Source organism: Streptomyces sp. CWNU-52B (assembly GCF_047444975.1).
GTDB lineage: Bacteria > Actinomycetota > Actinomycetes > Streptomycetales > Streptomycetaceae > Streptomyces.
Genome location: NZ_JBLFJV010000019.1, coordinates 26,689 through 46,204, shown reverse-complemented (window position 1 = coordinate 46,204; position 19,516 = coordinate 26,689). Strand labels below are relative to the sequence as shown.

Below are 19,516 nucleotides of genomic sequence, written 5' to 3'. Positions count from 1 at the left end.
CTCCGGCGAACCGGCGTCTCGTGTGACGTCACGGAGAGCAGAGCAGCCGAGCAGCCGGGCGGAGGCGAGGATCACGAGCGCGCGAGCGCTCGATCTCGGGAGCGAGTAGGCGGACCACTCGTCACTCGTACACGACGGTCACCGGTGCGTGGTCCGACCACCGCTCGTCGTGGGTCGCCGCCCGCTCCACGGAGCCCTTGACGGCACGGGACGCGAGTCCGGGTGTGGAGACGTGGTAGTCGATCCGCCAGCCCGCGTCGTTGTCGAAGGCCCGCCCCCGGTACGACCACCACGAGTACGGCCCCTCCACGTCCGGGTGCAGCGCGCGTACGACGTCCACGTACCCGCCGTCCGACGCGTCGAAGACCTGCCCCAGCCACTCCCGCTCCTCGGGCAGGAACCCGGAGTTCTTCTGGTTGCCCCGCCAGTTCTTGAGGTCGGCCTGCCGGTGGGCGATGTTCCAGTCGCCGCACACCACGACCTCGCGCCCGTCGGCGGCGGCCCGGGTGCGCAGCCCCTTCAGATAGGTGAGGAACTCACCCATGAACCGGATCTTCTCGTCCTGCCGCTCGGTCCCGACCTCACCGGAGGGCAGATACAGGCTGGCGACGGTGACTCCGGGCAGGTCGGCCTCGACATAGCGGCCGCTGCCGTCGAACTCGGCGGATCCGAAGCCGACCTGGACGCGGTCGGGCTCGCGGCGGGTGTAGAGGGAGACTCCGGCCCGCCCCTTCGCGGCGGCGGGCGCGTGCACGACATGCCACCCCTCGGGCTGCCGCACGCCCTCCGGGAGCTGCCCCGGCTCGGCCCGTACCTCCTGGAGGCACAGCACGTCGGCGGAGGTCGCCGCCAGCCATTCCACGAAGCCCTTCTTGGCGGCGGCCCGCAGTCCATTCACGTTCACAGAGGTCACAGTCAGCACCCGGGCACGATACCGGCACACTGGACGAGCACACCGCACCCCTTCACAGAAGTACGAGAACCAGCATGGACATCCGCCGGGCCACCTTCGACCACCCCGACGCCGTCAAGCTCAACGACCAGGTGCAAGCCGAGTACGCCGTGCGCTACGGCGACGACGGCGACGTCACCCCGCTCGACCCGTCGATGTTCGAGCCACCGCTCGGCCTCTACCTGATGGCGTACGACGCGCAGGGCGCACCCGTGGCCACCGGCGGCTGGCGTACCCAGGACGAGAACGACGAGGGTTACTCGGACGGCGACGCGGAGCTGAAGCGCATGTACGTGGTCGAGGAGGCACGCGGCAACGGCCTGGCCCGGCGCATCCTGCGGGCCCTGGAGGACGACGCCCGCGCGGCCGGCCGTACCCGCATGGTCCTGGAGACCGGCGACAAGCAGCCCGAGGCCATCGCCCTGTACGCGTCCAGCGGCTACGAGCCCTGCGCCAAGTTCGGCCACTACCGCTTCCACGAGGACAGCCGCTGCTTCGCGAAGCCCTTGTGAGGACACGCGGCCCGCGCGGCGGCGGTGGTCGCCACGGTATCCAGCGGGGCATGGGGCTGCCCGGTGGTACGCGGCGGGAGGCCGTGCCCGGGTCCGGGACGATGCGCAGGGGGTGGCCCTGGCAGCGAATGCCCCTCGGTCAGCAGATCGGCCCAGAAGCAGCCACGGACGTGAGCCGCTGTCCCTGCGGACCGGGGCCGTGACCTACGAAGGCCGCGAAGAAGGTCGCCGCAGCGGTCGACGTGCTGCTGACGACGACGCCCACGACCGACACCGGCAAGCTCGTCTCCGTGGTCGACGCGTGGTCCGCAATCGAGCAGGCCGTGCCGCGCGAGCCGTGATCGAGGACATTCGGCCGTGTCCAGGTGGTCCGTGACGGCCCCGTGAAGGTGTCAGACCTGGCCATATCCGCCGTCGACCTGGTAGTCGGCGCCGTTGACGTGGGAGGCCGCGTCCGAGGCGACGAAGGCGATGACGGCAGCGACCTCTTCCGCGGTACCGGCCCGGGTCATCGGGGTCCCGGTACCCATCGTGGCGATGAGCGCCTCGCGTTCCTCGGCGGTGGCGGCCAGCTGTGCGATACCGGGCGTGTCCGTCGGGCCCGGGCTCACCACGTTCACCCGGATCCCGCGTGGGGTCAGCTCAAGGGCCCAGGTACGGGCGAGGGCGCGGACCCCGGCCTTGGAGGCCGCGTAGAGACTCCGCCCGCGCGACGCCTTGTGCGCGGCCATCGAGCCGGTGAGGACGATGACGCCACCGTTCGCCAGCAGCGGCAGCGCCTTCTGGACGGTCATGATCGTGCCGGTGATGTTGACGTCGAAGACCGTCCTGATGACGTCCTCGGTGATGGTTCCCAGCGGTGCGGTCGCGATCGCCGCCGCGTTGACGACCAGCACGTCCAGCCGGCCGCTGCGCCGCTCCACCTGTGCGAAGAGCCGGTCGAGGTCGTCGGCCGAGCGCGAGTCGGCCCGCACCCCGATGACATCACCCGGTATGTCCGCGGCCCCCGCCGTCAGGGCGTCCTGGTCCCGTCCCGTGATGTAGACGGTGCCGCTCCCTTCGGCGATCTTCCGTGCGGTGACGTGGCCGATACCGGCACTCCCGCCCGTCACGACCGCGACCTTGTTGTGAAACGCGTTGCTCATGGAACTCGTCGTCCGTTCATCCGGGCAGCTGTTCCGAAGGAAACGTCCTGGGGAACACGGGCGGTACGAGCCTGCGTCCTGTGCGGACACCGGTGCCAGGAGCCCGCTGATACTGGTACTGGCAGCACCAGGCCGGCACCTCCCGGCTCTGGCACAGTGGATCTGTGCCGACATCCACGAACCGGACCGACCTACGGGAGTTCCTGCGCTCACGACGCGCGCGGGTCTCACCCGAGGACGTCGGCATACCCCCGGGAGTCCATCGGCGCACCCCCGGACTGCGCCGCGAGGAGGTCGCCCAACTGGCCGGTGTCGGCATCACCTGGTACACGTGGCTGGAGCAGGGGCGGCCGATCAACGTCAGCTCCCAGGTGCTCGACGCGGTGGCCCGCACGCTGTTTCTGGGTGCCGCCGAGCGTGACCACCTCTACCGTCTGGCCGAGGTCCCCCAGCCCCCGGTCATCAGCGATCCGCCGACCGAGCTCCCCGGCCACCTCGACACCGTCCTGGGAGCCCTGGACCCGTTGCCCGCCATGCTGGTCGACGCCCGCACCGACGTGCTGCGCTGGAACCACGCGTACGCGGCCCTGCACCCCGCTCTGGTCAGTGCTCCGCCCGGCAGGCGCAACACCCTCTGGCACCTCTTCGCGGCACCGGAGGGGCAGCACCACATCGTCAACCGCGACGAGCAGGCGCCCGAGGCCGTGGCGGGGTTCCGCTATCGCTACAGCCAGAACGCGGGCGACCCGCGATGGCAGGACTTCGTCACCCGTCTGTGTAACGCCAGCCCGCTGTTCTCCCGGCTCTGGGCCACGCAGGACGTCGCTCCACCCCACCTGTGCGACAAGCGCTACGACATCACGGGGATCGGCGAAGTGAGCCTGCGCGCCACCGGCATGGAACTGACCGACCACCCCGGCGTCCGCCTCGTCGTCCAGACCCCCACCGACAGGCGCAGCCGCGAGAACATCGACCGCCTGCTGCGCCGGGCGACGCACCTGTGACGAATGGGACCCTCGCACATCACATCGAACACAGCCCGGAAACGACGAAGATCCCGTCCGATCTTCCGATCGGACGGGATCTCGTCAACCACTCCTGAGCTGACTCAAGAACAGTTGTTGCGGTGGTGGACCTGTGGGGATTTGAACCCCAGACCCCCTCGATGCGAACGAGGTGCGCTACCAGACTGCGCCACAGGCCCTTGCAACGAGTGAAACTCTAGCATCCTGATCCGGGTGCTCGGAAATCCGTTGCCGGAGGCTCTCCCGCTGGTCAGGGGCGGGGGTTTCGGGGGGTTTCCGGGCGGTCGGTCCGAGGCGTCGTCACTCGTTGGCGGCGCGTCGCCGGTCGCCGTCCTCGTACTGGTCGAAGAGGGGGGTGCGGCCCCGCTCGCGGGCGCGCCGGGCCGAGGCCGCGCGGCGGACGTCCGCGGCGTTGTCCGAGCCCTCGCTCCCGTCGGGTCCGTCCGGCTCCTCCTCCGCGTCGGCCGTCCCGGCCGGATCCGCCGTGGGGCGTTCCGCGTTCGGTTCGACCGTGCTGGACCGGGCCGAGCTCCACGCGTCGGGGCCGGCCAGGTCCACCTCGGACGTGGCACGCGGGGCGACCGGCGCCGTCACGTACGTCGGCAGGGGCACCGGGACAGGGTCCCAGCTCTCGCCCCGTACAGGTCCGTGCCGGCGCTCGCGCTGCTGGTCGACCCACTCCGCGTGGTCGGTCTGCTCGACGAGGGCACGGCGGTCGGCGGCGAGCGCGGACATACCGGGGTCGGTGTCCGGCTCGGGTCCGTCCTCCGGCTCGTCGGTGGCGCCCGGGTCGGTCGGGGGCCGCCGGCGCGGCTGCCGCTCGCGCAGCCGCTGCGCCGCGACCTCGGCCTGCCTGCGGTCCATCACATAGGTGAAGCGCCGGCGCTCCTGGGAGCGCAGGTACGCGATGTAGATGCTCAGCAGGACCGCGGGCACCCCGGGCGCCCACAGGAACGCGAGCCCGCCGACGGCCGCGACGATCGCCCCGAGCGAGAAGGCGAAGAAGAGGACGACGGTGGTACGCCGACGGCGCGCGAGCACCTTCGAGCGCCGGGCACGGGCTGCGGCCTCCGCCGCGGCCGCCCTGCGCGCGGGGGACGCGCCCGCTCCGTTCGGCGAGGACTTGCCGCCCTGCCGGGGCACGGGGCGGCCGTCCGCCGCGCGGCCCTGCTTCCTCGCCGGGCGGGCCTTGGTCCGGGGGGCGGCCTCGGGCGCCGTCGCGGCCGCCGCCGCTTCCGCCTCGGCGGCCGCCGCCTGCTTCGCCGCCGCCTGCCGCGACGCCTGTCTCAAAGCCTGCTGTTCCGCCTGCTGCGCCTGCGCCTGCTGTGCCTGCGCTTCGGACCGGTCACGTGCCTCACGCGCCTCACGCGCGGTGCGCGCCTCGCGGGCGTCACGCGCGTCGTCGACGTCCGCCCGTACCTCACGGCGCGTCGGAGGCATGGCGAAGGCCCGGACGTCCACCGAGTCGGTGACGCCGTCCGGGTCGGCGCGGGGCTCCCCCTCGTCGGTGGAGCGCGCCCGCAGGTCCTTGGCGTACCGGCGCTCCATACCCGCTCGTCCGGACAGAAGCCGGATGGCGGTGCTGAAGCGTTCCGTCGGACGGGCCTCGTTCAGCTCGTCCTGCCTACGGAGCCACATCGGCACCAAGTAGGCGGCCCAGGCCCCGACAATGACTGCGTAGATGAGGCCGCTGTTGGTCACGCCTCACACGGTAGAGGGGTTTGCATGAGGCCATCTGCCAATTGAGTCGGTGTGTCGCACGATCTGGCTGATATTTCGAGCTTTTTTTGTGACCGATGCGATCAGCAGGCCACCGAGGGTACGAAATTAATGCCCGAGAGTGGTCGATCACCGATCATTTTCGAACACCCATTTCATTTACGCCGGGTTTCGAGGGGTGTCCCGAGGTGCGTTTTCGGACGTGTTCCTGGAGCGCCGCGTCCGCCGCCAGCGGGCCAGCAGTCCTTCGGGGATCTCCTCGGCCGTGAGCGCGAAGACGAGGTGGTCGCGCCAGGCGCCGTCGATGTGGAGATAGCGTGGACGAATGCCTTCGTCGCGGAATCCGAGTTTCTCGACGACCCGCCGGCTGGGGCCGTTCTCGGGCCGAATGCAGACCTCGATGCGGTGCAGACCAACGGTCCGGAAGCAGTGGTCGGACACGAGCGCCACGGCTGTCGGCATCACTCCGCGTCCGGCGACCGCCTGGTCCACCCAGTAGCCGATATGGCCCGAGCACATGGAACCCCAGGTGATTCCGGCGACCGTCAGCTGTCCGACGAGGCGCCCCTGGTACTCGATGACGAAGGGGAGCATCCGCCCCGCGTTCGCCTCCGCGCGCAGATGCCGGACCATCTGCCGGTACGTCGGCCGGTGGATGATCGGCCCGCTGGGCGTGGGCGGCGGAATGGTCGCTTCCCAGGGGCGCAGCCAGTCACGGTTGCGGCGGTTGACGTCACGCCAGGCTCGCTGGTCGCGCAGCTTTATGGGTCTGAGGACCACATCGCCGTCCACCAGCTCGACCGGCCAGGATGGGGTGTTCAGCTCGCACCCCCACTGCCGTCGGGTCTGGGGTGGTCGCCGCCGCGGAGCTGGTCGACGGCGTGGATCAGGAGGGGTTCGAGGACGGCCAGGCCGTCCTTGACCCCGCCGGTGGAGCCCGGCAGGTTCACGATCAGTGTTCCGCCCGCGACGCCGGCGAGGCCCCGGGAGAGCGCCGCCGTGGGCACCTTGTCCCGGCCGAACGCCCTGACGGCCTCCGCGATGCCCGGCACCTCGTACGCGATCACCTTCCGCGTGGCCTCCGGAGTGCGGTCGGTGGGTGAGACGCCCGTGCCGCCGGTGGTCACCACGACGTCGTAACCGGCGCGGACGCCCTCCCGCAGCGCGCTCTCGACGGGGTCCCCGTCGGGAACCGCCAAGGGGCCGTCGACGGCGAAGCCGAACGCCACGAGTCCCGCCGCGATCAGGGGCCCGCCCCGGTCCTCGTAGACACCCGCCGCCGCGCGGTTCGAGGCCGTCACCACGAGCGCGCTGTACGGGGCTGTCAGCGCCTCCCCGACGGGCGCCCCGGCCGGTGCCGTCGACGAGGGCCGCGAGGGCCGCGAGGGCCGCGAGGGCTCAGGGTGCGGCGGCGTCATGTCCGGCTCCAGTCGCCCGACTTGCCGCCCGTCTTCTCCTCCACGCGTACGTCCGTGATGACCGCCCCCTTGTCGACCGCCTTGACCATGTCGATCACGGTGAGAGCCGCCACGGTGACCGCGGTGAGGGCCTCCATCTCGACGCCCGTGCGGTCGGTGGTCTTCACGGTGGCCAGGATCTCGACGGCGTCGTCCGCAACCGACAGGTCAAGTCTGACACCGGACACCGACAACGGATGGCACAGAGGGATCAGATCCGGTGTGCGCTTGGCCCCCATGATGCCCGCGATGCGCGCGGTGGCGAGGGCGTCGCCCTTGGGCACTCCCTCGCCGCGCAGCAGTTCGACGACGCGCGGCGAGACCAGGACGCGCCCGCTCGCGCGTGCGGTGCGGGCCGTCACGTCCTTCGCGGACACGTCGACCATGCGGGCGGCACCCGCCTCGTCGATGTGGGTCAGTCTGCCTTGCGTGCTCATGCTTGCGTACTCATGCTGTGGCGGCGCTCCCGGTCGTGCCTGTCGTGCGCGACACGGTACCCCCAACCCGGAGCGCTCAGCCGAGGAGGACCACGTCGACCTCGGTGCCGGACGCCACGGACTCGACGGACTCCGGGACCACGATCAGCGCGTCGGCGTGCGCGAGGGCCGCGATCAGATGGGATCCGGCACCGCCGACGGGTGTCACCTCCCCGTCCGCGTACCGGCCGCGCAGGAACTGGCGGCGTCCGGCGGGCGAGGTGAGCGCCTTGTCCGTACGGAGTGTCGCCGTGGTGGTGGGCCGGTGGACGTCCTCGACGCCCATCAGGGTGCGGATCGCCGGGCGCACGAACAGCTCGAAGGACACGTACGAGGAGACGGGGTTGCCGGGGAGGGCGAGCAGCGGGGTGTGGTCGGGGCCGATGGTGCCGAAGCCCTGGGGCTTGCCGGGCTGCATGGCGAGCTTGCGGAAGTCGATGCCGCCGCCCGCCTCGTCCTCGTCGCCGACCGAGGAGAGCGCCTCCTTGACGACGTCGTACGCGCCGACGCTGACGCCGCCCGTGGTGACCACCATGTCGGAGCGGATGAGCTGGTCCTCGATGGTGGCGCGGAGTGTCTCGGCGTCGTCGGCGATCGCGCCCACGCGGTAGGCGAGGGCTCCGGCGTCCCGGGCCGCGGCGCACAGCGCGAAGCTGTTGGAGTCGTAGATCTGGCCGGATTCCAGCTCGCCGCCGCCTGGCTGGACGAGCTCGCTGCCGGTGGACATGACCACCACGCGCGGGCGCGGCCGGACCCGGACGGTCCCGCGGCCGATCGCGGCGAGCAGGCCGATCTGCGGGGGGCCGAGGACGGTGCCCGCGGCCAGTGCCAGGTCGCCGGCCTTCACGTCGCTGCCCTTGGCGCGCACGTGCGCGCGTGCCTGCGCCGGGCGGTGCACGTGCACCTGTCCCGAGGCGCCCTCGGGGGACGTGCTGCGGGCGCGCATCCCGGCGGCGGGGCCCTGGCCGAGGCCTCCGTCGGTCCACTCCACGGGGACGACCGCCTCGGCGCCGGGCGGCAGCGGGGCGCCCGTCATGATGCGGGCGGTCTGGCCGGGGCCCACATGGAGCAGTTCGGACTGGCCCGCGGCCACGTCGCCGACGACGGTGAGGACCGCCGGGTACTCCTCGCTGGCGCCCGCGACGTCCGCGACCCGGACCGCGTACCCGTCCATCGAGCTGTTGTCGAACGGCGGCAGGGAGACCGGCACGATGACGTCCTCGACGAGGACGCAGCCCTGGGCGTCGAGGATCTGCAGGTCGATGGGGTCGAGGGGCCGTACGGTCGCGAGGATGTCCTCTAGGTGCTCGGACACCGACCAGAAATGGTCCTGGCCGGTGGCACGGGTCGTCGCGACGCTGCTCAAGTTCCTACATCTCCTCGGTGACGTAACTTCGAAGCCAGGTCCGGAAGTCCGGGCCCAGGTCTTCACGTTCGCACGCGAGTCGGACAATGGCACGCAGGTAGTCGCCGCGGTCACCGGTGTCATAGCGGCGGCCCTTGAAGACGACGCCGTGCACGGGGCCGCCGACCTTCTCGTCGTCCGCGAGTTGCTGGAGGGCGTCGGTGAGCTGGATCTCGCCGCCGCGGCCGGGCTCGGTCGTGCGGAGTATGTCGAAGACGTGGGGGTCCAGGACGTAACGGCCGATGATCGCGTAGTTGCTGGGGGCGTCCGCCGCGTCGGGCTTCTCGACGAGTCCCGTCACCTTGACGACGTCGCCCTCCTCGGTGGCCTCGACGGCCGCGCATCCGTAGAGGTGGATCTGCTCGGGCTCGACCTCCATGAGCGCGATGACGCTGCCGCCGCGCTCCTCCTGGACGTCGACCATGCGCTTGAGCAGCGGGTCGCGCGGGTCGATGAGGTCGTCGCCGAGGAGCACGGCGAAGGGCTCGTGGCCGACGTGCGGGGCGGCGCACAGGACGGCGTGGCCCAGGCCCTTGGGGTCGCCCTGGCGGACGTAGTGCATGGTGGCGAGGTCGCTCGACTCCTGCACCTTGGCGAGCCGCTTGGCGTCGCCCTTCTTCTGAAGGGCCGACTCCAGCTCGTAGTTGCGGTCGAAGTGGTCCTCCAGGGGCCGCTTGTTGCGGCCCGTGATCATGAGGACGTCATCGAGCCCCGCGGACGCGGCCTCCTCGACCACGTACTGGATCGCCGGCTTGTCCACGACAGGCAGCATCTCTTTGGGAGTCGCCTTGGTTGCCGGCAGGAACCGGGTGCCGAGACCCGCTGCCGGGATGACAGCCTTGCTGATCCTTGGGTGCGACTGAGTCATGCCCGACACCATATCCGGTGTCTTTGTAGGGAATCTGTGGCTCCGGTTAATTTGCTCTCATATGAGCGCAATGCGAAGGGTGCGGAACAAGTCTATGAGTCGCCTTGGATCCGAAGAGGACTCTGGCAAGCCATTGTTGCGGCGAGGCATCCTCACGGTGAGGAGCGGGTTGACGGCCGATGACGTGCGCGAGACCGGATCGGTTCTCGCCACGCGCGCCCTGGAACTGCCCGAACTGGCGCACGCGCGCACGGTCGCGGCGTACGTCTCCGTGGGGAGCGAGCCGGGCACCCGCGCACTCCTCGACGCACTCCACGCGCGGGGCGTGCGCGTCCTGCTCCCGGTGCTCCTCCCGGACAACGACCTCGACTGGGGCACCTACGACGGCGCCGCCGCTCTCGTACGCGTCCGGCACGGGGGCAGGATGGCCCTCCTGGAGCCCGCGGGCGACCGTCTGGGCCCGGACGCCGTGCTCACGGCCGACACCGTCCTGCTGCCCGGCCTGGCCGTGGACGGGCGCGGGATGCGGCTGGGCCGCGGCGGCGGATCGTACGACCGGGTCCTCGCCCGTCTGGAGCGGGCGGCCGCGGATCCGGCCCTGGTGGTGCTGCTGTACGACTCCGAAGTGGTCGGCCTGGTCCCCGGGGAGGCGCACGACCGGCCGGTGCACGCGGCGGTGACCCCTTCGGGAGTGCGTCGGTTCGTCTGACGCACAAATGGCCCTCCACGCGTGCGTGGAGGGCCATTTCACCGAGTGCTTCCCAAAATCCCGGAAGGGCCTTCTCAGGGCCTCGGGGTCCTGGACCCCGGTCTCGTCAGGGTTGCAGTACCAGCGTGTCCGACGTGGCCTTCTCGACCGCCCGGTCCGTGGAGACCCACGGCAGCAGCTCGCCCTTGACCCACTTGTTCGTCTGGTCGATGTAGTGGGCGCTGTAGGCGTGTCCGGAGGCCCCGGTGAGATTGATCCACTTGGACTTGTCGAAGTCGTCGAGGTTCACCACCATGCGCATCGACGGCACCCAGACGACCGAGTAACCGCCCGCCGCGTTCCAGCCGGTGGCGTTCACCGCCGCCTCGCCGCCGCCCAGGTTGTACGGGCCGCGGTTGAGCATGTACTGCAGGAAGCCGGGGCCGTCGGTGCCCAGGGTCTGGTTCTTCAGGTACAGGCGGTGCAGCCGGCCCCAGTTCCAGGTGTCGATGTCCTTGCCGAGCTTGGCGGTCAGCTCCCAGCGGGCGTCCTTGAGGGCCCGCTCGAACAGCTCGTCACGGGTGTCGACGACGGTGGAGTCGGTGCGCGTCTTGGGCGTCGACCACCAGTCGTTGTCCTCGTCGTCGAGGATCTTGCGGACCACCTCGAACCAGCGGTCGCCGCCGTCCGGCTGCGCGCTGTCCGCGTCGCGCTGGCCGCACTCGCGCACCTTGTCGTCGTCCCCGTCGACCGGTCCCGTGGAGTCGGCCGGTTCGACGTACAGGCACTGGCTCTTGACCCGCAGCTCCTTGGGCAGCTTGTTGCCGAAGGCGAGCTTGAGGATGTTGCGCCAGGTCGCGTTGAAGTACGCGGCCGCCGCCGAGTCGGCGTCCTGGGTGTAGTTCCAGCCCTCCAGGAGCTTCTGCGCCTCGCGGACGTCCTTGTCGACGACATCGATCTTGAGCAGCTTGGGCACCAGCAGCTTGGCGATCTCACTGCTGTTGTCGAGCTGCATCTGCCGCATGTCGTCCGTCGAGATCTTGCCGCCGTTCTTCGTCTTCGACGCGATGAGGTCGGCGATCCGCTGGCTGCGCGTGCCGTAGCCCCAGTCGGTGGTGAGTGTGTACGGGTAGCTGTCCTTGTCGACCACGGCCTGGTTGGCGGTCACGATGTAGCCGCGCTTCGGGTTGTACTCGTACGGCAGCGCGGCCTGCTTGATGTAGCCGGTCCAGCGGTACTTGGAGTCCCAGCCGGGCGAGGGGAGCGAGCCGTCGCCCTCGCCGCGGGTCGGGATCCTGCCCGGCAGCTGGTAGCCGATGTTGTTCTCTTCGTCCGCGTAGGTCAGGTTCTGCGAGGGGACGTCGAAGAGGGTGGCCGCCTTGCGGAAGTCCGTCCAGTCGGCGGCCTTGTTCAGCGCGAAGACGGCGTCCATCGAGGTGCCCGGATCCAGCGCGGTCCAGCGCAGGGCGATGCCGTAGCCGTCGCCGCGGTCGGGGGCCGCGCTGTCGACGCCCGCCTTCTTGCCGACCTTCACGAGTTCGTCGTCGCGGTCGGACAGCAGCGGTCCGTTGTTGGTCTCCCGGACGACGATGGTCTTGCTCTTGCCGCCCGCGACCTTGATCTTCTCCTTGCGGGTGGTGAAGGGCAGCACCTTGTCGTCGTACTCGTAGCCCTCCCCGGTGAGCTTCTCCAGGTACAGGTCGGTCACGTCGGCGCCGGAGTTCGTCATGCCCCAGGCGATCTTGTTGTTGTGGCCGATTATCACGCCCGGCATGCCCGCGAAGGTGTACCCGGAGACGTCGTACTGGCACTTCGCGGAGACGCTCTTGCAGTGCAGGCCCATCTGGTACCAGACGGACGGCAGCGAGGGCGACAGGTGCGGGTCGTTGGCCAGCAGCGGCTTGCCGCTGATGGTGTGGTCGCCGCCGACGACCCAGGAGTTGGAGCCGATGCCGTTGCCGTTCACGCCGACGGACTCGGGGACGTCGTCCAGCACCTCGTAGAGGCCCGCCAGCTGGCTCTCCAGCCCCGCGGGGGCCTCGGTGCCGCCCGTGAGCCCGGTGCCCGCCGAGGCCTGCGTACCGCCGGTGCCGGTACCGCCACCGATGCCAGTGCCGGTGCCGCTACCGGTGCCGGTCCCCGCGCTCTGGGAGTACTCCCCCGTGAGGCTGTCGTACTGGCCCTCCCGCACGATCGGCTTGTTCCGGTCGTACGGGTACTGCGGGTACAGGTCGGCGATCTGCTTCGGGCCGAGCCGGCTGGTCATCAGGGAGCGGTCGATCTCGTCCTGCATGTTGCCGCGCAGGTCCCAGGCCATCGCCTTGAGCCAGGCCACGGAGTCGACCGGGGTCCACTCCTGGGGCTTGTAGTCGTTGGAGAAGCCCAGGGCCGCGTACTCCAGGGAGATGTCCGCGCCGCCCTTGCCCGCCAGGTAGGTGTTGACCCCCTTGGCGTACGCCTGGAGGTACTTCTTCGTCGCGGCGGACAGCGTGGTCTCGTACTCCTTCTGCGCCACCCGCTGCCAGCCGAGTGTGCGCAGGAACTCGTCGTTGTCGACCTGGCCCTTGCCGAACATCTCCGAGAGCCGGCCCGCCGTCATGTGGCGGCGGACGTCCATCTCGTAGAACCGGTCCTGCGCCTGGACGTAGCCCTGCGCCATGAACAGGTCCTCGTCGGTCGAGGCGTAGACCTGCGGGATCCCGTAGCCGTCCCGTTTGACGTCCACCGGGCCCGAGAGGCCGTCGAGGGTGACGGAACCCTTGGTCTGCGGGAAGGAGGCGCGCACGGTGCTGACGCTCCAGAACGCCCCGTAGGCGACGCCACCGATGATGGCCAGAACCAGGATGATCAGGATCAGACGGGCTCTGCGCCCCTTCTTCCTGCCGGACTTGCCGGGCTTCTGTCCGGAAGATGCGGTGGTGTTCGGGGGCATCGCTGTCCTTGCTGTCCTCACGCGAGCGGCAGACGGGCTTGTCCATGTGACTGAGCGCTGGAGCAACCATAGGCGCAGGGCCCACCCGGACTTGACGCGGAGTCGGGAACGCGGTCGGACGGAAGTTCGATCTTGCCTTGATAGGCGTCAAGAAAGCGTCAAGACTTAGGTAAGGTAACGAAGTAGTTGAACCATCGAAGCAGCCGAAAACGGTCACGGTTGAACTTTCGTGACGACCGGACCGGCTCACGGCCGACCGGCCGGGGCGATCCAACTGGTCGGACCGGTCCCCCGGACCAGTCCGACCGGACCAGCGAGAAGGGAACAGCCGCTGACTGTCCACCACCTCAACCAGCTCATGCTCGTCTGCTCGCTCGTTCTGCTCGTCGCGGTGGCAGCGGTTCGGATCTCCTCGCGCAGCGGGCTCCCCAGCCTGCTCGTCTACCTGGGCATCGGCGTCGCCATGGGCCAGGACGGCATCGGCGACGTCCACTTCGACAACGCCGAACTGACCCAGGTCATCGGCTACGCGGCCCTGGTCGTGATCCTCACCGAGGGCGGCCTCGGCACGAAGTGGAAGGAAGTCAGACCGGGGCTCCCGGCCGCCTCCTCACTGGCGATCGTCGGCGTCTCGGTGAGCGTCGGCGTCACGGCGACCGCGGCCCACTACCTGGTCGGCCTCGAATGGCGACAGGCACTGATCATCGGCGCCGTGGTGTCCTCGACGGACGCGGCCGCCGTCTTCTCGGTGCTCCGCAAGGTGCCCCTGCCCTCACGGGTGACGGGCATCCTGGAGGCCGAGTCCGGCTTCAACGACGCCCCGGTCGTCATCCTCGTCGTCGCGTTCTCCACGGCCGGACCGGTGGACCACTGGTACCACCTGATCGGTGAGATCGCGCTGGAGCTGGCCATCGGCGCGGCCATCGGGCTCGCGGTGGGCTTCCTGGGGGCGTACGGGCTGCGGCACGTGGCGCTTCCCGCCTCCGGTCTCTACCCGATCGCCGTGATGGCGATCGCCGTCACCGCGTACGCGGCCGGCGCGCTGGCCCACGGCAGCGGCTTCCTCGCCGTGTACCTGGCGGCGATGGTCCTCGGCAACGCCAAGCTGCCGCACTGGCCCGCCACCCGCGGCTTCGCCGACGGGCTCGGCTGGCTCGCCCAGATCGGCATGTTCGTGCTGCTCGGCCTGCTGGTCAGCCCGCACGAGATGGGCGACGACATCTGGCCGGCGCTCGTCATCGGCCTGGTGCTGACCATGGTGGCGCGACCGCTGAGCGTCATGGCGGCGCTGCTGCCGTTCCGCATGCGCTGGCAGGAACAGGCCCTGATGTCCTGGGCCGGGCTGCGCGGCGCCGTGCCCATCATCCTGGCCACCATCCCGATGGTGAGCGGCGTCGAGGGCAGCCGCCGAATCTTCAACATCGTGTTCGTCCTGGTCGTCGTCTACACCCTCGTGCAGGGGCCGACGCTGCCCTGGCTGGCCCGGAAACTGGGGCTGTCGAAGGCCTCCTCGGAGACCGCCGACCTGGGCATCGAGTCCGCGCCGCTGGAGCGGCTGCGCGGACATCTGCTGTCCGTCGCGATCCCGGACGGGTCGAAGATGCACGGCGTCGAGATCAACGAGCTGCGGCTGCCCGCGGGTGCGGCCGTCACGCTGGTCGTACGCGGTGGAGAATCGTTCGTTCCGCTTCCGGCGACCGTGCTGCGACGCGGCGACGAGCTGCTCGTCGTGGCCACGGACCCGGTCCGGGACGCCGCCGAGCGACGACTGCGCGCGGTCGGACAGGGCGGCAAGCTGGCGGGGTGGCTGGGCACGGGCGGGGACGGCAAGGAGGGCTGAGACCGCCCTCCGGGACGCGGCTGAAGACCGAGACGGGCCCGCGGGCCCAGGTGGGGCGGGCGGCGAAGGGCCGGTGGGGGCTCGGGAGGCGGCGGGTTCGGGCGGCGAGGCGGCTCGTTCCTGCCTGTACGATCGAGGCACACCTGATCGAACCAACTCTGCCTGAAGCAGTGCTGGCGCGAGTCGTACGGCGGCCGCGGTGCCCCTCTCAGCGGGCGGCCCGGTATCTACCGCAGTTCCGCGCAAGAGGACAGCTCTCGGCGCCCCACGCCCCGGTCCACGGGGTCGCGCTACCAGGCGGCAGAAAGGCACGGCCGTGGCATCCACGGTCACCTCCCGTCCTGGATACGGACAGCTGCTGCGCACGCGCGGCGCCTGGACCTTCCTGCTCCCCGGCTTCGCCGCACGCCAGCCGTTCGCGATGCTGACCATCTCCATCGTGCTGCTCGTGCAGCACACCACCGGCTCGTACGGGACCGCCGGCGCCGTCGCCGCCGTGACCGGTGTCGCCATGGCGCTGTTCGCGCCGTACACCGGCCGCCTCGCCGACCGGCACGGCCAGCGGGCCGTGCTGCTCCCCGGGGTCGTCGTCCACTCGCTGGCGGGCCTCTCGCTGACCGCGCTGGCCCTCTCGGACGCTCCCCTGTGGGCGCTCTTCGTGGCCGCCGTGCCGACCGGCGCGTCGGTACCGCAGATCGGGCCCATGGTGCGGGCCCGCTGGGGCGTCAAGCTCCAGGGCTCGCCCCTCATGACGACCGCGGCGGCCTTCGAGTCCGTCACGGACGAGCTGACCTTCGTGTTCGGGCCGCTCCTGGCGACCGCCCTGTGCAGCGCCGTGGACCCGGCCGCGGGTCTGCTCACCGAGGCGGCGCTGACCCTGGCCGGGGGGCTGCTGTTCGCCTCCCAGCGCCGTACCCAGCCCTCGGTGAGCGGTCTCGGGCCGTCCGTGGGTGGTGCGAGCGGGGCCGGCGGCGACGGGCACGCGCGCGTGAAGCACGCCTCCGCGCTGTCGGTACCCGGAGTACGCGTCCTGATCGTGGCCTTCCTGGGCGTCGGCGCCGTCTTCGGCGGCATGCAGGTCTCGCTCGCCGCGTTCAGCGCGTCGATCGGCGAACCCGGCCTGAACGGCGTCCTGTACGGGACGTTCGCCGCCGGCAACATGCTCTCCGGCCTCGTCTGCGGCGCGATCGCCTGGAAGGTGGCCCCGCGCCGCCGCCTGGTCATCGGGTACGCGGCCCTGGCCCTGACCGCCTCCGGGCTGTGGGCGGCGCAGTCGGTCGTCGTCCTCGCCGGGCTCGGCCTGCTGGTCGGCGTGTGCGTCGCGCCCGCCCTCATCACCGGCTACACGCTCGTCGAGGGTCTGGTGCCGGCGGGCGCCCGCACGGAGGCCTTCACCTGGCTGACCGGCGCGGTCGCGCTCGGCCAGGCCGCGGCCGTCCTGGCGGCGGGACAGCTGGAGGACCGCCTCTGGGACGGGGCCGGTTTCCTCGTCCCGATGGGCGGCACCCTGCTCGCCCTGGCGACCCTCGTGGCCCTGCGCTCGCGGCTCGCCGCACCCGCCGCGAGCCGTACCGTCGCACGTGGCGTGGGTCACCGCGTGCCGGTGGCAGTGGACTGATCCCGAGGAATACGTCAGTATGGACCGTCGTTAGCACTCACAGACTGAGAGTGCCAGGAGGAAGACACGTGCCGACCTACCAGTACCAGTGCACCGCGTGCGGCGAGGGCCTCGAGGCGGTACAGAAGTTCACGGACGACGCCCTGACCGAGTGCCCCGAGTGCAGTGGCCGCCTCAAGAAGGTGTACTCCGCCGTGGGCATCGTCTTCAAGGGCTCGGGCTTCTACCGCAACGACAGCCGCGGCTCGTCGTCCAGCAGCAGCCCCGCCTCGGCTTCGGCCTCGTCCTCGGCTTCGAAGGACTCCAAGTCCGAGTCGAAGTCGTCGTCGGACTCCAAGCCGTCCTCGGCTTCGAAGTCCTCGGACGCCAAGTCGTCGTCCACGAGTTCGTCCTCCGGCAGCAACGCTGCCTGAGACCTCCTCGCGCCTCATTTCTTACCGGACCCTGTCGTCGTGAACGGCAGGGTCTTCGGCGTTTCCCGGCCCGGTTAGGGTGCCGTTCATGGCGAACACGGAGAACGTCGAGATCGGCGTCATCGGCGGATCAGGTTTCTACTCGTTCCTCGACGACGTGACCGAGATACAGGTGGACACCCCTTACGGGCCGCCCAGTGACTCCCTCTTCCTCGGCGAGATCGCCGGGCGGCGGGTGGCGTTCCTGCCCCGCCACGGCCGCGGCCACCATCTGCCGCCGCACCGCATCAACTACCGGGCCAACCTGTGGGCGCTGCGCTCCGTCGGCGCGCGCCAGGTGCTCGGGCCGTGCGCGGTGGGCGGGCTCCGTCCCGAGTACGGGCCCGGGACGCTGCTCGTACCGGACCAGTTCGTGGACCGTACGCAGTCCAGGGCGCAGTCGTACTTCGACGGGGTGCCGCTGCGGGACGGCAGCACACCGAACGTGGTGCACGTGTCGTTGGCCGATCCGTACTGTCCCGTGGGGCGCGAGGTCGCACTCGCCGCGGCGCGTGGGCGGGAGTGGGAGGCGGTGGACGGCGGGACGCTGGTCGTGATCGAGGGGCCGCGGTTCTCGACCCGTGCGGAGTCGCTCTGGTACCGGGCGCAGGGGTGGTCCGTGGTGGGCATGACCGGGCATCCCGAGGCGGCGCTCGCTCGTGAACTGGAGCTCTGCTACACGTCGATGACGTTGGTCACCGACCTCGACGCGGGGGCCGCGGCCGGTGAAGGGGTCTCGCACGACGAGGTGCTGAAGGTGTTCGCGGCGAACGTGGAGCGGTTGCGGGGCGTGCTGTTCGACGCGGTGGCCGGGCTGCCGGCGGGTGGGGCGCGGGACTGTCTTTGCGCTTCGGCGCTGGGTGGGATGGATCCGGGGGTCTCGCTGCCTTAGGCGTGGGGCCGGGTGGGGGTGCGGGTCTGGGGCCGGGTGCGGGCCCGGGTGCGGGTCTGAGGCCGGGTGCGGGGTGGCGTGGGTCTGGGGTCGGGGCCGTGCCGGTACGTCTTGCCCGCCGCCCCCGGGTGTACCGCTGTACGTCTCCACGGTGCTCTCTCCTGGAGGAGCCCTACGCGGCGGGCTTCGACGTACCGGCACGGCCCGCTCCCGTTTCGTCGCCGGGTGCGGGTGTTCAAGGGTCCTTTCCCGCTCCCGTTTCGTCGCCGGGTGCGGGGGCGGCACTCCTTCGGGTGGTGGGGTTTTCCACAACTGGGGGGTTGTCCACGAGGGGCGGCGGGGGTCGGCGGGAGGCCGCAGGCTGGTTCGGAGCCGAATCTTCGACCGCAGGTGGTGGTGGCCATGTCCCAGCTGTCTTCCTTTCCCCGTCCGTTGGGCACGGACGTTCCCGGTACGTGTGAGGTGCCGCACTTCGCTCCCGTGCGGGTGCGCGGCGGGAGGCGCCGGCTACGGCGGCTGGTCGGGCACCGGCGGCGGGCCCTCGCGGCCGGTCTGGCGGTGACCGCGGCCGCCCTCGTCGCCGCCGGGCCCAGGGGTACGGGTACGGCGGCGCGGGACCCGGGGCCGCCGCGGGCCCGTCCGGTGGTCGAGATGGTGACGGCGCCGGTGCGGATCGCCGACGGCGCGACGGTGCGGCTCCTCAGGGCCGGCGACCGGGTCGACGTGGTCGCGGCCGGGCAGTCGGCGGCGGGCGGCGCACGGGTGGTGGCGCGTGGCGCGAGAGTGGTGAAGGTCCCCGAGTCCCCGGACAGCGTGGCCGAGGGTGGCGCGCTGGTCGTCCTGTCCGTGCCACGCGGGACCGCGACCCGGCTGGCCGGGGCGGGCGTGACCTCACGGCTGGCGGTGACCCTGTGCTGAGCGCGATGGGCACAGTGACGCTGTCAAGTCGCTCGTCCGAGTCCGGGAATTGGACAGGGCCGCCACACCCTGACGTAGGTTGCGTAGCTGTTCATTCAACAGTCTGTGCGATCGAAAAGGGGCTCCCTGGTGAGCGAGAAGAAGAGCCCGAGTGTCCTGGACGGCTTCAAGGCCTTCCTGATGCGCGGGAACGTCGTCGACCTGGCTGTCGCGGTGGTCATCGGCGCCGCCTTCACCAACATCGTCAATTCCATGGTGAAGGGCGTGATCAACCCGCTGGTCGGCGCCTTCGGCACCAAGGACCTCGACAAGTACAGCTCGTGCCTGAAGGACCCCTGCAACTTCGACGAGGCGACAGGGACCGCGACGAGCGGCATCCCCATCATGTGGGGCACTGTCCTCAGCGCGACGCTGACCTTCCTGATCACCGCGGCCGTCGTCTACTTCCTGATGGTGCTGCCGATGTCGAAGTACCTCGCCCGGCAGGCGGCCCGTCAGAAGGCGAAGGAGAACACGCAGGAAGTGATCGAGGTGACCGAGCTGGCCGTCCTGAAGGAGATCCGCGACGCCCTCGTGGCCCAGCGCGGCTCCGGGCACAGCGAGCGATAGCGCGCGGC

The 19,516-nt window shown here is 70.7% G+C and carries 18 protein-coding genes and 1 tRNA gene; 9 read left to right on the top strand and 10 right to left on the bottom strand.

Going from position 1 to position 19,516, the window contains the following annotated elements:
- Positions 1-121: 121 nt before the first annotated feature.
- Positions 122-922: an exodeoxyribonuclease III gene (locus ACLVWQ_RS18065; RefSeq protein ID WP_414109848.1), complete on the bottom strand. Its 801-nt coding sequence runs from the start codon at positions 920-922 to the stop codon at positions 122-124.
- Positions 923-987: 65 nt separating this feature from the next.
- Between ACLVWQ_RS18065 and ACLVWQ_RS18060 the strand changes: the two genes are divergently transcribed.
- Complete coding sequence (locus ACLVWQ_RS18060; RefSeq protein WP_414109847.1) at positions 988-1,464, top strand: GNAT family N-acetyltransferase; 477 nt, start codon at positions 988-990, stop codon at positions 1,462-1,464.
- A 392-nt stretch (positions 1,465-1,856) separates the two neighbouring features.
- Here ACLVWQ_RS18060 and ACLVWQ_RS18055 read toward each other — a convergent pair whose 3' ends face one another.
- On the bottom strand, positions 1,857-2,609 hold the full coding sequence (locus ACLVWQ_RS18055) for an SDR family NAD(P)-dependent oxidoreductase (protein ID WP_414109845.1): 753 nt from the start codon (positions 2,607-2,609) through the stop codon (positions 1,857-1,859).
- A gap of 164 nt (positions 2,610-2,773) precedes the next feature.
- Between ACLVWQ_RS18055 and ACLVWQ_RS18050 the strand changes: the two genes are divergently transcribed.
- Positions 2,774-3,613 carry a helix-turn-helix transcriptional regulator gene (locus ACLVWQ_RS18050; protein WP_414109844.1) on the top strand — a complete coding sequence of 280 codons (840 nt, stop codon included), beginning with the start codon at positions 2,774-2,776 and terminating at the stop codon, positions 3,611-3,613.
- A gap of 123 nt (positions 3,614-3,736) precedes the next feature.
- Here the strand turns inward: ACLVWQ_RS18050 and ACLVWQ_RS18045 are convergent.
- From ACLVWQ_RS18045 to galU, 7 genes are all read right to left on the bottom strand, one after another.
- A tRNA-Ala gene (locus ACLVWQ_RS18045) sits at positions 3,737-3,813 on the bottom strand.
- Between the two features lie 121 nt (positions 3,814-3,934).
- The gene (gene glpR / locus ACLVWQ_RS18040; protein ID WP_414109843.1) at positions 3,935-5,335 is read right to left on the bottom strand and encodes a gephyrin-like molybdotransferase receptor GlpR; all 1,401 of its coding nucleotides are present in this window, start codon (positions 5,333-5,335) and stop codon (positions 3,935-3,937) included.
- Positions 5,336-5,512: 177 nt separating this feature from the next.
- Positions 5,513-6,175 carry a GNAT family N-acetyltransferase gene (locus ACLVWQ_RS18035; RefSeq protein ID WP_414110372.1) on the bottom strand — a complete coding sequence of 221 codons (663 nt, stop codon included), beginning with the start codon at positions 6,173-6,175 and terminating at the stop codon, positions 5,513-5,515.
- Entirely contained in the window at positions 6,172-6,771 is a 600-nt protein-coding gene (locus ACLVWQ_RS18030; RefSeq protein ID WP_414109842.1) for a MogA/MoaB family molybdenum cofactor biosynthesis protein, read from the bottom strand. The genes ACLVWQ_RS18035 and ACLVWQ_RS18030 overlap by 4 nt, the downstream gene beginning before the upstream one ends.
- Positions 6,768-7,247 carry a cyclic pyranopterin monophosphate synthase MoaC gene (gene moaC, locus ACLVWQ_RS18025; RefSeq protein WP_414109840.1) on the bottom strand — a complete coding sequence of 160 codons (480 nt, stop codon included), beginning with the start codon at positions 7,245-7,247 and terminating at the stop codon, positions 6,768-6,770. The genes ACLVWQ_RS18030 and moaC overlap by 4 nt, the downstream gene beginning before the upstream one ends.
- Before the next feature lie 76 nt (positions 7,248-7,323).
- On the bottom strand, positions 7,324-8,652 hold the full coding sequence (glp, locus tag ACLVWQ_RS18020) for a gephyrin-like molybdotransferase Glp (RefSeq protein WP_414109839.1): 1,329 nt from the start codon (positions 8,650-8,652) through the stop codon (positions 7,324-7,326).
- A gap of 4 nt (positions 8,653-8,656) precedes the next feature.
- On the bottom strand, positions 8,657-9,559 hold the full coding sequence (gene galU / locus ACLVWQ_RS18015; protein WP_414109838.1) for a UTP--glucose-1-phosphate uridylyltransferase GalU: 903 nt from the start codon (positions 9,557-9,559) through the stop codon (positions 8,657-8,659).
- Between the two features lie 94 nt (positions 9,560-9,653).
- Between galU and ACLVWQ_RS18010 the strand changes: the two genes are divergently transcribed.
- On the top strand, positions 9,654-10,268 hold the full coding sequence (locus ACLVWQ_RS18010) for a 5-formyltetrahydrofolate cyclo-ligase (RefSeq protein WP_414109837.1): 615 nt from the start codon (positions 9,654-9,656) through the stop codon (positions 10,266-10,268).
- 106 nt (positions 10,269-10,374) lie between these two features.
- Here the strand turns inward: ACLVWQ_RS18010 and ACLVWQ_RS18005 are convergent, their stop codons facing one another.
- Positions 10,375-13,179: a penicillin acylase family protein gene (locus ACLVWQ_RS18005; protein WP_414109836.1), complete on the bottom strand. Its 2,805-nt coding sequence runs from the start codon at positions 13,177-13,179 to the stop codon at positions 10,375-10,377.
- A gap of 358 nt (positions 13,180-13,537) precedes the next feature.
- On the opposite strand from ACLVWQ_RS18005, the gene ACLVWQ_RS18000 reads away from it, so the two are divergent.
- The 6 genes from ACLVWQ_RS18000 to mscL all read left to right on the top strand — a co-directional run bounded on the left by ACLVWQ_RS18000 (position 13,538) and on the right by mscL (position 19,508).
- Positions 13,538-15,019 carry a potassium/proton antiporter gene (locus tag ACLVWQ_RS18000; protein WP_414110371.1) on the top strand — a complete coding sequence of 494 codons (1,482 nt, stop codon included), beginning with the start codon at positions 13,538-13,540 and terminating at the stop codon, positions 15,017-15,019.
- Between the two features lie 316 nt (positions 15,020-15,335).
- Positions 15,336-16,637 (top strand): MFS transporter, encoded by a 1,302-nt coding sequence (locus ACLVWQ_RS17995; protein WP_414109835.1) that lies wholly within the window; start codon positions 15,336-15,338, stop codon positions 16,635-16,637.
- Between the two features lie 68 nt (positions 16,638-16,705).
- Entirely contained in the window at positions 16,706-17,050 is a 345-nt protein-coding gene (locus ACLVWQ_RS17990; protein ID WP_414109834.1) for an FmdB family zinc ribbon protein, read from the top strand.
- Positions 17,051-17,138: 88 nt separating this feature from the next.
- The gene (locus ACLVWQ_RS17985) at positions 17,139-17,981 is read left to right on the top strand and encodes an S-methyl-5'-thioadenosine phosphorylase (protein WP_414109833.1); all 843 of its coding nucleotides are present in this window, start codon (positions 17,139-17,141) and stop codon (positions 17,979-17,981) included.
- A 402-nt stretch (positions 17,982-18,383) separates the two neighbouring features.
- Positions 18,384-18,899, top strand: a complete 516-nt coding sequence (locus ACLVWQ_RS17980) for a hypothetical protein (RefSeq protein ID WP_414109832.1) — start codon at positions 18,384-18,386, stop codon at positions 18,897-18,899.
- A gap of 129 nt (positions 18,900-19,028) precedes the next feature.
- Positions 19,029-19,508, top strand: a complete 480-nt coding sequence (mscL, locus tag ACLVWQ_RS17975) for a large conductance mechanosensitive channel protein MscL (protein WP_414109831.1) — start codon at positions 19,029-19,031, stop codon at positions 19,506-19,508.
- The last annotated feature ends 8 nt before the right edge of the window (positions 19,509-19,516 follow it).